Annotated in this window: 16 protein-coding genes and 1 pseudogene; 6 read left to right on the plus strand and 11 right to left on the minus strand. The window is 59.6% G+C overall.

Features of this window, described 5'->3' with window-relative positions; translation table 11 throughout:
- Nucleotides 1-23: 23 nt before the first annotated feature.
- Genes pcaF through paaF form a run of 5 tightly spaced genes read right to left on the minus strand, consistent with a single transcriptional unit; the run spans nt 24 to nt 4,816 of the window.
- Nucleotides 24-1,235 carry a 3-oxoadipyl-CoA thiolase gene (gene pcaF / locus ACA062_RS11635; protein ID WP_497456486.1) on the minus strand — a complete coding sequence of 404 codons (1,212 nt, stop codon included), beginning with the start codon at nt 1,233-1,235 and terminating at the stop codon, nt 24-26.
- A complete protein-coding gene (gene paaI / locus ACA062_RS11640) occupies nt 1,228-1,677 on the minus strand; it encodes a hydroxyphenylacetyl-CoA thioesterase PaaI (protein ID WP_497456487.1) in 450 nt (149 codons plus the stop codon). The genes pcaF and paaI overlap by 8 nt, the downstream gene beginning before the upstream one ends.
- The gene (gene paaH, locus ACA062_RS11645; protein WP_497456488.1) at nt 1,664-3,187 is read right to left on the minus strand and encodes a 3-hydroxyacyl-CoA dehydrogenase PaaH; all 1,524 of its coding nucleotides are present in this window, start codon (nt 3,185-3,187) and stop codon (nt 1,664-1,666) included. Before paaH ends, paaI begins: the two co-directional genes overlap by 14 nt.
- 3 nt (nt 3,188-3,190) lie before the next feature.
- Entirely contained in the window at nt 3,191-3,982 is a 792-nt protein-coding gene (paaG, locus tag ACA062_RS11650) for a 2-(1,2-epoxy-1,2-dihydrophenyl)acetyl-CoA isomerase PaaG (RefSeq protein ID WP_497456489.1), read from the minus strand.
- Nucleotides 3,983-4,042: 60 nt separating this feature from the next.
- The gene (gene paaF / locus ACA062_RS11655) at nt 4,043-4,816 is read right to left on the minus strand and encodes a 2,3-dehydroadipyl-CoA hydratase PaaF (protein ID WP_497456490.1); all 774 of its coding nucleotides are present in this window, start codon (nt 4,814-4,816) and stop codon (nt 4,043-4,045) included.
- A 367-nt stretch (nt 4,817-5,183) separates the two neighbouring features.
- Here paaF and paaY point away from each other — a divergent pair, with 367 nt between their 5' ends.
- Together paaY and paaX are read left to right on the plus strand one after the other, a co-directional pair.
- Nucleotides 5,184-5,783: a phenylacetic acid degradation protein PaaY gene (paaY, locus tag ACA062_RS11660; protein ID WP_497456491.1), complete on the plus strand. Its 600-nt coding sequence runs from the start codon at nt 5,184-5,186 to the stop codon at nt 5,781-5,783.
- Between the two features lie 79 nt (nt 5,784-5,862).
- Nucleotides 5,863-6,786 (plus strand): phenylacetic acid degradation operon negative regulatory protein PaaX, encoded by a 924-nt coding sequence (paaX, locus tag ACA062_RS11665; RefSeq protein ID WP_497456492.1) that lies wholly within the window; start codon nt 5,863-5,865, stop codon nt 6,784-6,786.
- Between the two features lie 9 nt (nt 6,787-6,795).
- Here paaX and ACA062_RS11670 read toward each other — a convergent pair.
- Nucleotides 6,796-8,136: pseudogene (locus ACA062_RS11670) on the minus strand (OprD family outer membrane porin).
- Between the two features lie 151 nt (nt 8,137-8,287).
- Nucleotides 8,288-10,735: a penicillin acylase family protein gene (locus ACA062_RS11675; RefSeq protein ID WP_497456493.1), complete on the minus strand. Its 2,448-nt coding sequence runs from the start codon at nt 10,733-10,735 to the stop codon at nt 8,288-8,290.
- Nucleotides 10,736-10,767: 32 nt separating this feature from the next.
- On the opposite strand from ACA062_RS11675, the gene ACA062_RS11680 reads away from it, so the two are divergent.
- Nucleotides 10,768-11,055, plus strand: coding sequence for a hypothetical protein (locus ACA062_RS11680; RefSeq protein ID WP_497456494.1), 288 nt, complete (start codon nt 10,768-10,770; stop codon nt 11,053-11,055).
- A 136-nt stretch (nt 11,056-11,191) separates the two neighbouring features.
- On the opposite strand, the gene ACA062_RS11685 is transcribed toward ACA062_RS11680, so the two are convergent.
- Nucleotides 11,192-11,461: a DUF2934 domain-containing protein gene (locus ACA062_RS11685; RefSeq protein WP_497456495.1), complete on the minus strand. Its 270-nt coding sequence runs from the start codon at nt 11,459-11,461 to the stop codon at nt 11,192-11,194.
- Nucleotides 11,462-11,677: 216 nt separating this feature from the next.
- Entirely contained in the window at nt 11,678-12,535 is an 858-nt protein-coding gene (locus ACA062_RS11690; RefSeq protein ID WP_497456496.1) for a helix-turn-helix domain-containing protein, read from the minus strand.
- A 158-nt stretch (nt 12,536-12,693) separates the two neighbouring features.
- Between ACA062_RS11690 and ACA062_RS11695 the strand changes: the two genes are divergently transcribed.
- Nucleotides 12,694-14,091 carry an NAD(P)/FAD-dependent oxidoreductase gene (locus ACA062_RS11695; protein WP_497456497.1) on the plus strand — a complete coding sequence of 466 codons (1,398 nt, stop codon included), beginning with the start codon at nt 12,694-12,696 and terminating at the stop codon, nt 14,089-14,091.
- A gap of 18 nt (nt 14,092-14,109) precedes the next feature.
- Nucleotides 14,110-14,502 (plus strand): cupin domain-containing protein, encoded by a 393-nt coding sequence (locus ACA062_RS11700; RefSeq protein WP_497456498.1) that lies wholly within the window; start codon nt 14,110-14,112, stop codon nt 14,500-14,502.
- On the opposite strand, the gene ACA062_RS11705 is transcribed toward ACA062_RS11700, so the two are convergent.
- Together ACA062_RS11705 and ACA062_RS11710 are read right to left on the minus strand one after the other, a co-directional pair.
- Complete coding sequence (locus ACA062_RS11705; RefSeq protein WP_497456499.1) at nt 14,480-15,763, minus strand: nucleotide disphospho-sugar-binding domain-containing protein; 1,284 nt, start codon at nt 15,761-15,763, stop codon at nt 14,480-14,482. The genes ACA062_RS11700 and ACA062_RS11705 overlap by 23 nt on opposite strands.
- A gap of 96 nt (nt 15,764-15,859) precedes the next feature.
- Nucleotides 15,860-16,792 (minus strand): GntR family transcriptional regulator, encoded by a 933-nt coding sequence (locus ACA062_RS11710; protein ID WP_497456500.1) that lies wholly within the window; start codon nt 16,790-16,792, stop codon nt 15,860-15,862.
- 194 nt (nt 16,793-16,986) lie between these two features.
- Here ACA062_RS11710 and ACA062_RS11715 point away from each other — a divergent pair, with 194 nt between their 5' ends.
- Nucleotides 16,987-18,042: a polyamine ABC transporter substrate-binding protein gene (locus ACA062_RS11715; protein ID WP_497456501.1), complete on the plus strand. Its 1,056-nt coding sequence runs from the start codon at nt 16,987-16,989 to the stop codon at nt 18,040-18,042.
- Nucleotides 18,043-18,061 lie beyond the last annotated feature (19 nt).

Genomic DNA, 18,061 nt, shown 5'->3' on the forward strand with positions numbered 1-18,061 from the left:
GGCTCCCCGGGAATCGCGTTTCTTTAGTGCGACAGACGCTCGATGACCAGCGCAATGCCCTGGCCGACGCCGATGCACATGGTGCACAAGGCGTAGCGGCCATTGCGTTCCTCAAGCTCATGCAGGGCGGTGGTCACCAGCCGTGCGCCGCTCATGCCGAGTGGGTGGCCGAGGGCGATTGCGCCGCCGTTGGGATTGACCCGCGAATCGGTGTCGCTCAAGCCAAGCTCGCGCAATACCGCGAGACCCTGGGCGGCAAACGCCTCGTTGAGCTCGATCACGTCCATGTCGGCCAGGCTCAGGTTGGCCAGCTCCAACACCTTGCGGGTCGCGGGAACCGGGCCGATGCCCATGATTCGCGGTTCGACGCCAGCGGTGGCCATGGCCAAGACCCGGCCGCGCGCTTTGAGCCCGTGGCGTTGGGCGATTTGCGGGCTGGCCAGCAACAGCGCGCAAGCTCCGTCATTGACCCCGGACGCGTTGCCAGCGGTGACGCTGCCGCCTTCGCGAAACGGCGTGCCGAGCTTCTGCAGCTGCTCAAGCGTGGTGTCGCCGCGCGGGTGCTCGTCGTGCTCGACGAGTTTGACCGGACCTTTGCGCTGGGGGATTTCTACCGCGACGATTTCCCTGGCAAAACGCCCGCTGGCCTGGGCGGCGCCGGCACGCTGCTGGCTGCGCAGGGCAAAGGCGTCCTGGTCGGCGCGGGAAATATTGAATTGTGCGGCGACGTTCTCGGCGGTCTCCGGCATGGAGTCGATGCCGAAGGATTGTTTCATCAGTGAATTGACGAAGCGCCAGCCGATGGTGGTGTCGTAGATCTCTGCCTGGCGGGAAAACGCCTGCTCGGCCTTGCCCATCACCAGGGGGGCGCGGGACATCGATTCCACGCCGCCCACCAGCATCAACCCGGCCTCACCGCAGCGAATCGCCCGGGCGGCGGTGCCGATCGCATCCAGCCCGGAACCGCACAGGCGGTTGAGGGTGGTGCCGGGCACGCTGACCGGCAACCCGGCCAGCAGGGCCGACATGCGCGCGACGTTGCGGTTGTCTTCGCCGGCCTGATTGGCGCAGCCGTAGATCACATCATCGACCGCGTTCCAGTCGACCTGCGGGTGGCGGCGCAGCAGTTCACGCAGTGGCACTGCACCGAGGTCGTCGGCGCGCACGCTGCTCAGGGCTCCGGCGTAGCGGCCGATCGGGGTCCGCACCGCATCGATGATCAAGGCGTCATTCATTCGGATTCTCCTGCGCCAGCACAGCGCCGCGCACTTTGTAGGATTTGCCATGGAACAGGGCGATCAACTGGCCCTGCTGGTTTTCAATGCGCACGTCGTAATTGCCGGTGCGCCCGGAACGGCTCTGTTCGATGCAATCGGCGCACAAGGTATCGCCCAGACGTGCCGGGGCGATGTAGTCGATGCTGCAACCGATGGCCACCGTGGCTTCGTTGTAGCTGTTGCAGGCCAAGGCAAAGGCAGAGTCGGCGAGGGCGAACAGGTAGCCGCCGTGGCAAGTACCGTGCCCCTGGATCATGTCGGCGCGCACGCTCATGCCGACGCGGGCACAGCCTGGCGCAGCCGAGAGGAGGCGCATGCCCATCGCCTGGCTGGCGGTATCGCGTGCGAACATCGCTTGCGCGCAGCTGCTGGCCAGGGTCATGGCTTCATGATTTGTCATGAAAAGTCCTCCCTTCGGCGACCCGACGGCGCAGCAACAGCGACGGTCGATAGCGTTCTTCGCCGTAACTGGCTTGCAGGTTCTCCAGCACGGTAAGGATGTGGCGCAGCCCGATGGCATCGGCCCAGGACAGCGGGCCTTGGGGATAATTGACCCCGGCGCGCATCGCCAAATCGAGGTCGGCGGCCGAGGCCACGCCTTGCAACAGGGCATCGGCGGCTTCGTTGGCGAGCATCGCCACCGTGCGCAGTACCGCGAGGGCCGGGCTGTCGCTGAGCTGGCTGACGGTGAGTCCGGCCCGTTGCAGCAGGGCAACGCCTTCTGCCAATGCGCCGGGGTCAATGTCTGCCGAGCAACTGATGGCGATGCGGCTGGCGTTGCCGTAGTCGAACGCCAGGTCCAGCAGGATCAGGTTGCGCAGGCCATCTTCCCGGGCTCGCTGACAGGCCATGCGGCCATCGCTCAAGGCGAGCACGGCGTCACCGACGCGCAGCAAGCCATGGCCATCGCGCTGAATGACGTCGACTCGATGCTCGCGCAGACGCGGGATCAACGCGTTGGCGATGCCGAGATCACCTTCTGCAACGCAGGTGCTAACGGTTAGATCGCTAGTGATCGAGGCGGCCAGCGGACGCTCGGCACCTTCGGCATAGCTGTAAAAGCCCTGACCGCTTTTGCGTCCCAGACGGCCGGCGTCCACCAGCTCCTTCTGGATCAACGATGGCAGGAAGCGGGTATCGCCGTAATAGGCGTCGAACACCGAGCAGGTCACCGCCTGGTTGACGTCATGCCCGATCAGGTCGGTCAGCTCGAACGCGCCCATCGCAAAGCCACCGGCGTCGCGCATCAGCGCATCCAGCGTCGGACAATCGGCGACGCCTTCCTGCAGCAGGCGCAGGCTTTCGGCGTAGAACGGGCGGGCGACGCGGTTGACGATGAAGCCCGGCGTCGAGCGCGTATGCACCGGTTTTTTGCCCCAGGCCCTGGCGGTGTCGTAAAGACACTCGGCCAACGCCGGATCGCTGGCCAGGCCCGAGACGACTTCAACCAGCGCCATGATCGGCGCCGGGTTGAAAAAATGCAGGCCGAGTACACGTTGCGGGTGCTTCAGTTGCGCGGCGATGCTGGTAATCGACAACGAGGACGTGTTGCTGGCCAGGATGCAGCGCTCATCGCAGAGACTTTCCAGCTGCCGGAACAGCTCGCGTTTGACCTGCAGGTTCTCGACGATGGCTTCGATGATCAGCTCGCAATCGGCCAGCGCTTCGATGGTTTCCACGGCTTTGAGGCGCGCCATGGTCGAGGTTCGTGCCGCGCTCGAGAGTTTGCCTTTCTCGACGCGTTTGCCCAGCTGTCGGTCAATGCCGTCGATGGCTTGAGCGGCAGCGCCCGGCCGATTGTCCAGCAGCAAAACGCGATGCCCGGCTTGTGCCGCGACCTGGGCAATCCCGGCACCCATGGCGCCGGCGCCGATCACGGCGATGCGCGCGTTGGTGTTCAGTGCAGTCATGTCTCAGCGCCCCTTGAAGTTCGGGCTGCGTTTTTCCATGAAGGCGCTGACGCCCTCACGATAATCTTCGCTGCGTCCGGCCAGGCGTTGCAGGTCCCGCTCCAGTTCAAGCTGTTGGTCAAAACTGTTGCTCAGGCTGGCGTTCAGGCTGCGTTTGATCAGCGCCAGGCCGTAGGTCGGTTGCGTGGCCAGATGACGGGCCAGGCTCAGGGCTTCATGGCGCAGTTCAGCGTCGTCCACGCAGCGGTAAATCAGGCCCCATTGCTCGGCTTGCTCGGCCGACAAGCGGTTGCCCAGCAAGGCCAAGGCCTTGGCCCGGGCCATGCCGACCAGGCGTGGCAAGGTCCAGGTCCCGCCGGAATCGGGGATCAGGCCGATTTTGCAGAACGCTTGAATGAAACTGGCCGAGCGCGCCGCCAGTACCAGGTCGCAGGCCAGTGGAATGTTGGCGCCGGCACCGGCCGCCACGCCATTGACCGCACAGATGACCGGCATCGGCAGGTCGCGCAGTTGGCGGATCAGCGGGTTGTAGAACTGCTCGATGGACTCGCCCAGGTCCTGCGCCGTGCTGCCCGGCGCGACGTTGCGGTCGTTGAGGTCTTGCCCGGCACAGAAGCCGCGACCTTCTCCGGTCAGCAGCAATACGCGCACGTCCGGATTCTGTCGGACCTGTTTCAACGCCTCTTTTACTTCGCCATGCATCTGCGCATTGAAGCTGTTGAGCTGATCGGGCCGATTGAGGCTGAGGAGGGCAACGCCGGCGTCGATGGAAAACAGGATGTGTTCGAAGTTCATGGTAATGGCGCTCTCTGAGAGGTCGTTCGCTGCTTTTTATTGGGGGGGCTGTTGACCCGGTTACTGCCCGATGAAGGCCGGCGTGCGTTTTTCCTGAAAGGCCCGAATGCCTTCCTCACGATCGCGGGTGCCGGCCAGCACGGTGAAGGCATGGCGTTCGAAACGCAGGCCGCTGGCCAGGTCGGTGTCCATCGCCTTGAGCAGCGCTTCCTTGGCCAGGCGTACCGCCAGGGGAGCCTTGCCGGCAATGCTGCGGGCGATCTGCAGGGCGCGTTCGACGGTGAGTTCCGGTTGGGTCACTTCGCTGACCAGGCCGGCGCGTTGGGCCTGGCGGGCGTCGATGGGCTCGCCGGTGAGGACCATCTGCATCGCCATGGATTTGCCGACGGCGCGCAGCAGGCGTTGGGTTCCACCGGCGCCGGGCATGATCCCGAGGTTGATTTCCGGCTGACCGAAGCGGGCGTCTTCGCTGGCAATGATGATGTCGGCGTGCATCGCCAGTTCGCAGCCACCGCCGAGGGCAAAGCCGTTGACGGCGGCGATGAGCGGCTTAGTGAAGCGGGTGATGGCCTGCCACGATGCCTGGCGCGGGTCGTCGAGAATGCCGACCAGATTGTGTTCGGCCATTTCCCTGATATCGGCACCGGCCGCGAAGGCTTTGCGGCTGCCGGTCAGGACCACGGCGCGGGTGCCGGGATCGGCTTGTGCGGCGTTCAGTTCGTCAGCCAGTTCACCGAGCAATTGGGTGGTCAGGGCATTCAGCGCTTGCGGGCGTTGCAGGGTAATCAGGCGGACACCCGGCTCCGGGAATTCGACAGCAAGGGTTAGAGGCATGGCGGATGCCCTCACAGTGCACGCTCGGCTGTAATGCCGGCTCATTATTGGATCGGCCAGGTGGGCCGGTTGGCCTGAGTATACCTACAAAGCGATACATAAATGCAATACAAAAACTAATTTAACGTGTCTTGTTTGTCGGTGATTGGTTGGTGAAGGCGGCTTGATGTGGAGGGCAGTCTTGAGCCAACGGCCCGGTATGGCGGCTTGGCTGGCGGATTCAGGTGCGTCTTCGGCACTTCTTCAAGCGGCACGATTAAGTGATACGGATTTTGTCTTTGCGCTGATAAAATTGATGTGATACAAAATTAGTCTAAATCGGCATCGCTTTGCGAGTGCTTTGGCTCTGCTCTTCAAGGAACGTCCAATGACCTGCTACAGCTTCGGTGGTTTGACCCCGGTGGTTGATCCCACAGCTTATGTTCATCCGTCGGCCGTGCTGATCGGCGACGTGATTGTCGGCCCTCAGTGTTACGTCGGGCCGTTGGCCAGCCTGCGTGGGGATTTCGGTCGAATCGTTCTGGAGGAGGGCGCCAACCTGCAGGACACCTGCGTGATGCACGGTTTTCCCGACAGCGACACCGTGGTCGAACGCAATGGTCATGTTGGCCATGGGGCTGTATTGCATGGTTGCCGGATCGGCGCTGATGCGTTGGTCGGGATGAACGCGGTGGTGATGGACAGGGCGCAGATTGCCGCGCGTTCATTCGTTTCGGCGGCGGCGTTCGTCAAGGCGGGTTTCGCATGCCCCGAGCAGTCCCTGGTGATGGGCGCCCCGGCCAGCGTCAAACGCACCCTCAGCGATGAAGAAGTCGCCTGGAAGCAAGCCGGAACGCGCGAATATCAGCAATTGGCCAAGCGTTGCCTGGAGCAAATGCAGGTCTGCGAACCCCTCAGCGCACCGGAACCCGATCGTCCACGCATCAGCGACAGTGGCTTGCGGCCCAAAGGGACGCTGGCGCGATGAGCATGCGGTGTAACAGTACGATGGTCACAAGGCCCGACCACCGGGTATATTCCAGTTTTTTTTCCTGTCCGGTACGCCCATGTCGTCCCTTGCACCTTTGAACTCTCTTATCACGCGCTTTCAGGAGCAGACGCCAATCCGCGCCAGCTCGCTGATCATCACTCTGTATGGCGATGTTATCGAGCCTCACGGTGGGACAGTCTGGCTCGGCAGTCTGATCCAGTTGCTCGAGCCCATCGGTATCAACGAAAGGCTGATCCGTACCTCGATTTTTCGCCTGACCAAAGAAGGCTGGCTGACCGCCGAGAAAGTCGGTCGGCGCAGTTACTACAGCTTGACCGGGGCCGGTCGCCGGCGTTTCGACAAGGCTTTCAAGCGGGTCTACAGCTCTACCGTGCCGGCGTGGGATGGTTCCTGGTGCCTGGTGATGCTCACGCAGCTGACGCAGGACAAGCGCAAGCAAGTGCGTGAAGAGCTCGAGTGGCAAGGTTTTGGTGCCATCTCGCCAGCGGTGCTGGCCTGTCCTCGCAGCGACCGGGCCGATGTCAACGCGACCTTGCTCGACCTTGGCGCCCAGGAAGAGACGATCGTCTTCGAAACCACCGCTCAGGACGTACTGGCCTCCAAGGCCCTGCGTTTGCAGGTGCGCGAGAGCTGGAACATCGAAGAGCTGGCGACCCATTACAGCGAGTTCATCCAGCTGTTCCGGCCGCTCTGGCAAGTGCTCCGCGAGCAAGAACAGCTGCAACCCTGCGACTGCTTTCTGGCGCGGATTCTGCTTATTCACGAGTACCGCAAACTGCTGTTGCGCGACCCGCAGTTGCCGGACGAGTTGTTGCCCGGCGACTGGGAAGGGCGCGCTGCCCGGCAGCTGTGCCGCAATATTTATCGGTTGATCTACGCCAAGGCCGAGGAATGGCTGAGCTGTGCGCTGGAAACCGCCGACGGGCCGTTGCCGGAGGTTGGCGATAGTTTCTATCGGCGCTTTGGCGGGCTTAAATAACCCGGCGTTTCAAAAGAGCTTGAAGGGCACGTTGACGATCAACCGAAACTCTTCGACGTTGCCTTCCGCCTGATACTCACTGGCGCGATGCCAGGCGTAACCGCTGAGCAGGCTGGCCCCCTTCAACTCGCCAGACTGAACGACGTAATTGACGAACGTCCCGACTTCATAGTGGCTTTCGTCGCTCTGCTTGAGTACAGACGAATAGATGCCATTGGCCCCGCCGTCATAGTGAGTGCCATCGATGCCCCAGCCTTTGATGTACCAGAGCATTGTCTTGAAGCCCGGCAAGCCATACGCCGCAAAATCGTTGGTGTAATGGATCTGGAATGAGCGCTCGTTCGGGCCGTTGTAGAACGACAGCTGGGTATTGGGCAGGTTGATCGCATTGGATTCGGCCACATAGTCGAAGAACTCGTTACCCTTGATCTGCTGCAAACCAAATTTCAGGGTGTGGTTTTTGTATTTCGGCGAAACGCTCAGGCCATACGCCTGCTGGTCGATTCTGCCGGCCACTTCGCGTCCGCTGGACTGAGTGTTGTAGAAATCGAACTGAACGTCTGTGGTTATCCCGTTCCAGTTGAATGGCTGCCCCAGGCCAACATACTCGCGGTCCCAAATGTCTTCGAAGCGTGAGGCATAGACGCTGGCACGCCAACCGCTTTTAGCCAGGTAATCGGCTCCGGCGTAAGCCATCCAATCACTGGTGACCAGGCGCGATCCGAAACTGGGGCTCAAGTCCTGACTGCCGGCACCGGTGCGTGGTGTGGCTTTATCGAAATAACCGGACTTGATCGTCAGGCCTTCGATGTCATGGCTTTAAAGTGATACTCCATCGTACGATGCAGGTAATGTTCGTGAGTCAGAATAACTCATGACCGGGGTCTTGACCTGATGTCTGCCGACCTTGAGGAGGGTGTCGGAGACTTTGAACTTCAGCGCTGCAATACCTACCTTGCTCCAGTCATCCACCACATCACCGTCCTTGTCGACCAACAGGCGATTGCTACCGCCTGCGGTAGCCAGTTTGCTGCGCTCAAGCGCGACTGCGGAATACATCGACAGATCAAGGCCAAAACCGATCATGCCTTGGGTGAATCCGGAGATATAGTCGAGCTTGAACCCCTCAAGCCATGCTGTGCGGTCACGCACCGCACGGCGTCCTTGGGACGTCTGGGCTTGATAATAGGTGTCCTTGCGGCCGATCTCGTGGGAGTACCACTGCCGGGTATTGAGGGTCAGCGAGCTGTCCTCGATAAAGCCGGCTTCTTTGGCCTGAGTCGTCGTCGGAGTCAAAAAAAATACAGCCGAAAGCCCTACGGCCACTTGGGTCGAACGAGCGGTATGCATAACTTGCTTCCTTATGGATCTTTTTTATTTTTGTGGGGTGCGATCACGTCGGACGCATACGTCACGAGGGTATTGATTGATTAATGGGCGCGGAGGCGGCCCTGCTGCCAGGGTTGAATCTGCAGAGGTGCCGCCGGGTGATGATCGACGGTCAGTAGCTCAGGATTTTTTTCTCGACTGTATGAGTCTCGATATCTTCCTCCGTCAGCCACGTGCGTTTGTTTTTCAAATCGCCGTAGAGTGCCAATTGATCGTCGAAGTGTTTGGAGCGACTACCGTCCGGCGCGATAAAACCCGATTGCCCGGGCGCAACAACTTCAAAGCCTTGCACACCGTCCTTGGCAAACACGGTGAGGTTGTTTTCGGTGCCGCGATTCATCGCCAGACGATTATTCATTTGTTCCTTGTCGCCGGCCTGGGGAATGCCGAGGAAGTTCTTCGAGGCGTAGGTGGTATGCGCAATCTCCGTGCGCCAGCTGTTGAGGTCCGGCCCTTGCTCCGCGCTCAACTCATCGATACTCAGCTGCAACGCCTTGAGCAGCAGTGCCTCGATATCCTTGTCCTTGAACACGTCGAAACCTTTGGCTTTCTCGGCCGCCGTGGCGATCATCGCCTGATGCATGACCTTGGTGCTGACGTTGATGTTCTGACTGCCCGGCGTGCTGCTGCCCGGTTTGAGGTGCCCAGTAGTGAGAAACATCTCCGCTTGCTCCTTGGGCAACACGTCGCCCAGCGACAGGGTCAGCATATGCTTGAGCCAGGTGCGGAAGAGGGGGGTCGCGGCCGAATCGTAGCGCCCGTCACTGTCGGCATCGAGCTCCTGGTAATTCCATTGGGCGAGGATGGCCGCCGCCTCTCGCACCTTCGACTGATCGCTGTGCTCGGCGGCCTTGACCAGGCGTGGTACAAAAAACCGCGCATTCGGGTCTTCGAACCCGGCGTCCATCATCAAGTCCCAGGCCTGGGAAGGGGTGAAGGTCGCACGGCTGTCCAGGCGCGTGAACAACGTCTGGACACGGTCAGCGGTGTTCCATGAGTACCACCATTGATCCGGGCTTGGAAAACCTTCGGCAGGGCGATTGTTCCAGTTGGCGATGTAGCCGGTTTTCGGGTTGTAGACCTGTGGGTTGGTGGCGAACGGCATAAAGCCCTGCCACTCGAAGTCGCCGTTGCCCGACACGGGTAAACGGTTGTCGTGACCTTGCACGCGCACCGGATAACGCCCGCCGAGGGCGTAGCCGATGTTGCCCTTGTTGTCGGCGTAGTACCAGTTGACGTTGATCGCCGAATGCTGGACCTGATCGGCCCATTGCTCGTGGCTGTTGGCTTTGCTGACTTTGTTCCAGCTCATCAGGGTGGCGACTTCTTCGCCTTCCCAGCCGCGTCGTTTGGCATAGGCAACGCCGGCTTCTGGTTGATACTCGACGACCGCGCCCTGAATGCTGCGATAAACCGTGACCTGTTGGCTGCCTTCACCCTTGATGTCGACGGTTTCGATGCGCTTTTCAAATGGCCTGTAGTGCCCTTGATAGAGGTATTGCTCAGGATTTTTCGGGTTCAGTTCCAAGCGAAACACGTCGACATTGTCCCCGGCGCCCCAGGTGCTGCCCCACGTGATGTCTTTGTTGTAGCCGAACTCGACCATCGGGTAGCCGAACGGGCTGTTGCCGACGGCGTCATACCCGGCGCCGTGCAAGCCGATCGAGTAGGTGTAGGCCGGCTGAAAAAAACCGAACTGCGGGCCGTTGAGGAGAATCGCCTTGGCGTCCCTGGACTTCTGCGCGCCGAGCACAATGATATTGCTGAAGGCCCGCTCCTTCGGTGATTCCCACGGCAGGGTCGGGTCATTGAGCGCCAGCAACGGCAGGGGTTTGAGCGATGGCTGCGAGGCTGCCGCTGCTGCCTTGGCCGGCACATAGGCGCCGTTGCGCACGGACGGTTGCCACTCGCCCTTGGGGACAGTGGTGGGGGCGTCCGGGTTATCGACGGCCAGCAGTTTGTCGAAGATCGCCTTGCCGTTTTCCTGGCCGTTTTGCTTGATCAGTCCATCGAGCAGCTGTTGGTTCTGCAACTCGGTGTTGTAGTCGCCGAAGCGGTTGATCATCGAACCGATAAACACCATCGCCACGTCGTACGAGGTCCAGCGCTGCGGGGTGAAGCCATTGTCGATGAACTGTTTGGGCATCAGCGTGCCCGGGTTTCGGTCGATCTCATCCAGCCATTTATTGATGCCCTGCGCGTAGCCTTCGAGGATGTCCTTGTCAGCCTTGGGCAACTTCGCCAGCTGTGCCTTGATGTTCGCCGGCGAGTAGTTTTTACGAATGCCGATATCAAAATTCACGTAGTCCTTGCCCAATGCCTGCGCCACTCGGCCCTGGGTGCTGAGTCGGGATATCTCCAGTTGATACAAGCGATCCTGGGCGATGGCATAGCCATAGCCGTAGAACACACCATAAACCTCATTGGCGTAAACGTGAGCGGTGCCGTACTCGTCGCGTTTGATCGTGACGTCGGCCGCCTGAGCCGGGGCAAGGGACGCGCCAAGGAAAGCGATGGCGCAAAGCTGCAGGGCGAATCGTGGCGGTATGAGAGATCTCATGAAATCCTCTGATTGTTATTATATGATACTAAATGTCTGTTTACTATTTAAAAAAAGTATCACTTGTTGGCGGGAGGCGTCAAACAACTATCGCGCTTGGCGACAGTCGAGCCAACGAACGGTTCACGCAAAGTCGAAGCGCTGCCGATAGCGGGGGCATCGTGTCGATGAGCAGGAAGACGGCGAGCAAACCGGGCATGGATCTGGTTATCAAGGTCCAGATATGGCTTACGAGCAGCGAGGCAGGGCTGCTGGTTCACTCGGATAGGGTTCGCAATGTCGAAGTGAAAACTGCTGGGGGGGTTGAAGGGCTTGCGTGAATTTGACAGGGATGTGGATGAGACGCGGCTGATTGTCATCTACAACTTCTCAGTGTTGTGATAACGCAGTGAGATAAGTCAAAAGCTCCTCATTCCCTCGCCTGAACGAAGAGCCTGGTCATCATCAGCGCACAAACTACGCTCCTGAGTAGCGGGCGGCTTCGCCTTTTGCTGGCCACTCATCCTCGTTAGCTTTTTCGCCACCTTCAGCCTGCTGCGTGGGTTCATCTGAGCCGCTTTCCCATTGGCCAGAGGCGGGTTCAAAAGTGTCGGCAGCAGACGGCTGCCTTTCTTTCTCAAGCTGTTCTTGAGCGAGCCGCCAATAATATTCTTCAGCGCCATCAGGACGAGCATCCCTTTCCCACAATTCATAAGCTCTTTGCCGGATTTTCGATTCGTCAATCATGGTCATTCCTCCTGTGATCGAGCGTTTCTATTTCTCAGAATGCGTGGCAATGTTCCAATAGCTTAGGGGCTACGCCAGGTCGTAAAGGTTCAACCTGATTTAAGCAGATGCGTTGAGGATGAGGCGATAAGACCTGGTAGATGTGGTCAGAATCCATCGTCAAAACCATATAATTCAATGGGTTACGAGATTTTATTTCGCGATCCCTTTTTATTTTCAGTCGTTTTTACCCCTGCGGAGTTGTCCCGTAGGCTTTGCTCCCAGCTTAATAAGCTGCTGCAAATAAGCCTTCGGCGAGCACCCTGTTTTTTGCTTGAAGCAACGGTAGAACGTGGACAGCGAGTTAAAGCCCGAGGCGCTGGCAATCTCGTCAATGCGCGAGGCGTGGCGTTGCGCATTCAAACGTGAAAGGGCTTCATCCAGGCGCAGCTGGTTGAGCAGCGTATAAAACGTTTGCCCCCGAACCTGATTGAGAAAGAACGAGATCTGGTTGCGTGTGTAGCCAGTCGATGCCGCGACATGAGACAGGTCCAGCCGTGGATCGAGGTAGGGCTTGGTCTGTTCGAAGTACTGCTGCAAATCATTGGCAAGCGCCCCGACCTGACGGGCTGATAATCCCAAACGACTGACCGCCTCAGCGCTATAGGCCGGGCGGGTTAACGTTGGGGCGTGGCTGACCAGCATCGCGTGCTCGTTGACTTTAATGATCAGCCCATCCCGTACCGACAGTGCTTCAACAGTGCGGAATGAAACAAGACCCTCGCTGCCATTGAGCGTCACCCGGTACTGCAGGAACGCGGTGTCACCATCGATGCGCAAGCGATCGGTGTATACCTGAAACTCCTCTGATCCCACCGGCATGCTTGCCGCGAGATAGTCACGCAATTGCGAGTACTCGATGGTCCGGTTCTGGAAAAAATCGTTGTACTCGATGGCCGGGTGATAGAGCGCCATCACGGCGTCCAGGTCACGCCGCTTCCATGCCTCGTGATAACGCACCGCAACTTCATGAGTCTGTGTGCTCGAAGGATCCGCCAGGAAGGTTGGGGTGGTGGGTAAATCAGGTACTTCCACGACGAGCTCCAGGGTGCAGATCAGGGCAAAGCCCAGAGTATTCCAGAAGCCGTACTTTTCCGCCCGTGTCCGCTGCGATGTTTGCCTGCCCGTTGTGCCTGTGAAAGCGTCGGTTATTGCTTTAGCGTCAGCCCAGGAATTTTACGGAGCATGAGCGCATGACACTTCCCATCGCGAACCAGTCCCTGGCTGACGCTCGGGCTTATCCTGTTTGGCAGGAATCACGAACGTCAGTGACCGCCGCGCCGAGGCTCACGGGTGAAGTGACGTGTGATATTGCGATTGTGGGCGGCGGATTTGTCGGGCTATGGACGGCGTTGATGGCGCGTCAGCGCTGGCCTGAAGCAACCATCGTAGTGCTTGAGGCCGGGCAGTGCGGTGGCGAGGCGAGTGGGCGCAATGGCGGGTTCTGTGCGCCGAGTATTTCCCACGGTGTTTCCAATGCGCTGAAACGTTGGCCCAAGGAAGCGGAGCAACTGGTGCGATTGGGTCGGGAGAACCTGGTGGCATTTGAGGAGGATCTGCAGCGCTATGGCATGGACGTAGCGTTTGAGCGCTCCGGAAAATTGAATGTCGCGAGTCAGTCCTGGCAGGTTGAAGGGCTAAGGTCGATGCAGCGTAACTACGAGCGCTTTGGCATCGCCTGCGAATTTCTGGATGGCGAGGCGCTCAAGTCGCACCTCGACTCACCGGCCTATGTCGCGGGCGTTTTTGAGCCCAATTATGCGTTGCTGAACCCAGTCAAGATGGTCGCGGAACTGCGGCGCGTGTGCCTTGCGCAAGGTGTGCAGCTGTTCGAGCATTCGCCGGTGACCGCACTGCATCAAGAGCGCAATCATCAGATGCTGGAAACCGGGCTGGGCTCTGTCAAAGCGGTCAAAGTCGCACTCGGCACCAACATCGCGCCGCCGTTGCTGGGGGAGCTGAAGTCCAAGGTCATTCCCATTTATGACTACGCATTAGCGACTCAGCCGCTCGACGATGCTCAGCTGCGCGCCATCGGTTGGGTCGGCCGCTACGGGATTGCCGACAGTGGCAATCAGTTTCATTACCTGCGCAAAACCGAAGACAACCGCATCCTCTGGGGCGGTTACGACGCCATCTATCACTTCGGGAGCCGGCGCGATGAGGCGTTGACGCAACGTCCGGAAAGCTTTGCGACATTGGCTCGGCAATTTCAATCGGCTTTCCCGGCGTTGGCGGACGTCACGTTCAGCCATGCCTGGGGCGGCATCATCGATACCTCCGCGCGCACCACCATGTTCTGCGGCACCTCGTCCAACGGGCGCATTGCCTACGCCCAAGGGTTCACGGGGCAGGGCGTGTCCGCCAGTCGTTTCGCGGCACTGACCATACTCGATTTGCTCGAGGGCAAATCTACCGAGCGCACGAAACTGGCAATGACCTCGACAGCCCCTTTTCCGTTTCCACCCGAGCCCCTGCGTTATGTGGGCGTTTCGCTGGCGCAGCGCTCACTGGCCCGCGAAGACCTTACCGGACACCGCGACTGGCTGCTCAAAGGGTTTGATGCGCTGGGTATCGGTTTTGATTCTTGAACTGGAGTGAGAATGACCATGAGTAAACCTGATCACATCATCGATTTTGCCAACCCTGATTTGCCCATCGTCGAGTTGGAAACCAGCGATCCCGAAGTGGTCGACACTCCGTATCGCAGTCGTAGCTGGCGGCACTTCGTGGCGCCGGAGAAAAAAGCGGTCGCAGGCATCTGGGAAGCGCCAGAGCACCTCGAGCGATGTGAATGCGACTACGACGAACTCTGTCATTTGCTCGAAGGGCACGTTCGCCTGACCGACAGCAATGGCGTCAGCCAGGAGTTCAAGGCCGGCGCCACGTTCGTGGTCGCCGCGGGCTTCAAAGGCACGTGGGAAAACCTGACACCGGTGCGCAAGGTGTTCATGATCCTCAGGGGTGGCGTCGAAACCGCTAGGCGTCAGGCAGCGCCATGATCGCTCGCGCCGCAATGTCCGTGCCGCGAGTAGCCTGCATACTTTCGCTGAACGTATTGAGGCGCTGTTTCATCGACTGATCGGCCAGCAGTTGTTCGAGGGCGGCGGGCAGCGCGGACAGTGGGTCGGCAAAACGCGGCAAGTAGCGGCCGACGCCGACTTCCTCGGCGCGTACGGCATTGTCGTGACCGTCCCAGCAGTAAGGAATGATCAGTGACGGCAAGCCGAAGTACAGCGCTTCGCAGAAACTGTTGTTGCCACCGTGGTGGATGAACAACTGGCACTCCTTGAGCACGGCCGGCTGTGGAAACCAGCTGTCCAGATACACGTTGTCCGGGACGGTGGTGTACATGTCCCGATAAGCGCCAACGTTGATGAGAAAGCGATAGGGCAGGGTTTCGACGGTCCCGATCAGGCGCTTCATCATGTCGGTGTCGGCGGCACCGAGGCTGCCGAAGCTGATGTAGATCAGTGGCGCGTCGTTGTGCCGTGGGAAGTCGGGAACGATGTAAGGCGCCTCGCGGCGTACGCAACCGTCGAGGTACACATAGCGCTGCGGGTCCAGCGGCGATTGGCGTTCATAACGTACCGGCGTCGGCGACAGCAACAGGTTGAGCCACGGTGAATCGTTGAGGAACTGGCCGGGTGGGCAGGGTACCGTGCCGTTGCTCGCGAGGAACTGCGAAAAGCGTTCATGCGCCGGTGCGACGGCTTTGCGGTAATGCTCGGCAAAACGTTCGCGGGCATCCGCGTCGTCCGCCAGGCAGCCCGACAAATACGGCGGTACGGCGGCATCCGGCAGTTCGGTTTCAGCGCAGGAGACCATCCGCACCCACGGGCATCCCGCGTTGGCGATGGCGGGGAACATGACCACGTTGTCGAGGACGATGACGTCCGGCTTAAGGCGCCCGAGCAGCTGTTGCAGCGGTTTTTCCGCTTCAATCGCGGTGTCGATAATGGCTTCCCAGGCCGGCGCTACATAACTGTCGATCTGTGCCAGCGGAGTCTGGTCGAAGTAGGGAATGTTGCGCTCGATAAAACGTTCCCAGTAATGCTGGTGTTCCGCTGCCGACAATGGATTGGCTTGTGGTATCGGGTACTCGTCGAAGCCGTATTCGGCGAAGAGTCCCTGAAAATGTTCGTGGCAGATGAAGACCGGTTTTGCTCCCAGCTCACGCAGCGATTGGGCGATGCCAATGCAGTTCAAGGCCGCGCCGAAACTGGCTTCCGGAAACAAGGCGATAAGTTTTTGTGTGTGCATGGCGAGGACGTCCAAGGCGGGTACAGCCCGCCGTGTTTGAAGAAGACTGGATGCTGTCTTATTTTATAAAAAAAATCATCATGTTTTTTGAGCTGTTCAGCGACGCCCGGACAACTGGCCCTGCGGGATGCCGCGGTTTGCGGTTTGCGGGCGCTGGGCGGCGCTCAGGCGCAGGTGCAGTCGCAGCAGGTCGGCGGCGATCTCCAGCTGTCCGCGCTCGATGTGCGCGATGATTTGCAGATGTTCGCGCAGGGCTTCCTGGAGGCGGTGCACGCTGACCGTCGGAAGCAGGTTCGGCAGGCGCCGAAGGCTCTGATGCTGGAGCAGGGCGTCACCGATAAAACGGTTGCCGCAGCTCTGGCCGAGCAGTTCGTGGAAGCTGATATCCAGTTCGCGAAATTGCTGGATATCGAAATGCTCTACGGGGCTCGAGAGCAAGGTTTGCATAGCGCTTCGCAGTAACGCCAAGCGTTGTGGGTCGGCGTTGAAGTTGGGGTTGAGCAGGGCCTCCGGCTCTAGAATCAAACGGAATTTGAGGCTTTCTTCGAGGGCTGCAAGGCTATTGAGCGACGGGCGAAACAGCCAGGACTGGCCGGGGCCGCGCTCGATGGCCTGGCTTTCACTCAGTTGTTGCAGGGCTTTTTGAGCGGCCGGCCGGCCGATGTCGTAACGACGCATCAATTCGCTGATGCTGATGCTGTCCCCGAGGCGTCCGGCCATGCGGTCGCGCAGCACCGAGGTCGCCAGCTCTTCTTCCTCGGCTTGTGGCAATGCGGCATTGAAGGCCTGGCCGGTCGGCGGTGCAATCAGTCGATAGCCTTTGCCGGCCTCATGACTCAGCAGGTTTTCTTCCAGCAGCACTTTAAGTGCGCCACGAATCAGTGTGCGTGACACCTGGAATGTTCGCGCCAGCGCTTGCTCGGCGACCGGATCGCCGGCCACCAGCCCGGTTTCCTGGGTGTGCTCCAGAATCCGGCGGGCGAGTTCCAGGTGGTTGGTGCGGGGTTTTTTCTCGGGTGTTGTGCTCAAGCGTCTGATCTCTTTTGGTCGCATCGACTCCGGTGCTCATCTTATGCCATGCATCGCAAAACCGTCAGGCGCAAAAAAAACCGTTGACATCCAATCGTGCTGGTCCTAATTTCTAAAAAAAAACATGTGCAATCGTTTCTCTTTACGCCGTACTGCCTTCGAACACAAAAATAATCAATCGTCGGGTGAGTATTATGAGAAAGCTGAAAGGCCTTATGTGTCTGGGATTGAGCGTTTCCCTGGCGATCGCTTCACAGGCTGCAAGTGCAAAAGACATGGTGATTTCGATCTGGGACGGCTACATGGCCCCGGATGCGCTGGACACGTTCAAAGTGGCCAGCGGCGTTGACGTCGACAAGGCGTTGCACGCGACCAACGAAGAAATCATGGGCAAGCTGATGGCGTCTGGCGGTGAAGGCTATGACGTTGTGTTTGTCTCCTCTCCCTTCGCCGAAGTCCTGCACAAGCAAGGTCTGCTGGCCGATATCGATCCCGTCAAAGTCCCCAACCTGAAAAACCTCTACCCCGAAGCGACCCAGCTGGAATATGACCCGGGCAACCATTTCTCGGTGCCATACACCTGGGGCACCACCGGGATCTGCTACCGCTCCGACAAGGTCACGCCGGCGCCGGTGAGCTGGAACGAACTGCTCAACCCGAGTGATGCGCTCAAAGGCAAAGTGACGATGCTCGCCACTGACCGCTGGATGCTCGGCGCCGGGTTCCTGGCCAAGGGCTGGTCGGTCAACGACAACGATCCCAAACAGATCGCCGCCGTCCGCGATCAGTTGATCGCTACCAAGAAACGCATCCTCGCGTTCGACGACACCACCTTCTACTCCAAGCTCGCTTCCGGCGAATCGCTGATGGCGCACGCGTGGGATGGATGGTGCAACTACGGCACCCAGGCCAATGCGGCCATCAAGTTTGTCGTGCCCAAGGAAGGTTCCGACCTTTGGGTGGACACCATGGTCGTGCTCAAAAGCTCGAAGCATCAGGATGAGGCGTTCAAGTTCGTCAACTTCATGCTCGCCAGGGAAAACCACGTCTGGGTGGCTGAAAACATCCTCTACAAAATCCCCAACCAGGCTGCAATGGCCGGTTTGTCCGCTGACCTGCTCAAGCAATACCCCAACTTGACGATCGCCCCGAGCGAGCTGTTGAAGATGGAGCAATTGCGCGATCTGGGCGGCACCACGCAAAAGGCCTACACCCGGGCCGTCACCGAAATCATGGCGGCGCAGAACTAAGCCTCACAAAACGTAAGTC

This window comes from Pseudomonas sp. LBUM1679 (genome assembly GCF_059695565.1).